The 539-nt window shown below is 41.0% G+C and carries 1 pseudogene; it reads left to right on the top strand.

The window, feature by feature from the left end:
* A pseudogene (locus DRF58_RS18230) lies at positions 1-414 on the top strand (hypothetical protein); the annotation flags it as partial.
* Positions 415-539 lie beyond the last annotated feature (125 nt).

Below are 539 nucleotides of genomic sequence, written 5' to 3' on the forward strand. Positions count from 1 at the left end.
TACACTTTTGTTGCCTATACGATCATCAACATCGGTCAGCAATTGATCGCTTCCGGTTATACAATGGAGATCGAAAGGTATGATACCTTATTATCCAATGGAACCATTACCAACTTAGACGCTTTGATGGTCTATGTGAGCAACTCCGGAATGATCTACAATCAGCTTTTCACCTGTGTTGCCTATGTTGTTACGGGAATCGGAGTACTAATGACCCCAACCATTGCAGACAGTATTGTTTCTGCAGGAGGGGCGGGAGCAATGACGAAAATGAAAAGTGCAGCAGGAAAAATGGCAAGCAGTGCTAAAACAGCAATATTGGCTGCCAAAACAGGAGGAGCTTCTGTAGCAGCAAGTGCAGCAGCAGGTTCAGCATCAGGCAGAGTTCAAAGAGCGATGAAAAAAGGAAAATAAATGTTGTACGAATGACCAACAACCAAACATTATCAACCAACAACTAAAATAAAGATGCTTATCAAAAATATAGAACAAAGAATCAAGATCAACAAGGTCATTTCTTTATCCACCATTGCTTTTGC

The sequence above is a fragment of the Epilithonimonas hispanica genome (assembly GCF_003385395.1).
GTDB lineage: Bacteria > Bacteroidota > Bacteroidia > Flavobacteriales > Weeksellaceae > Epilithonimonas > Epilithonimonas hispanica.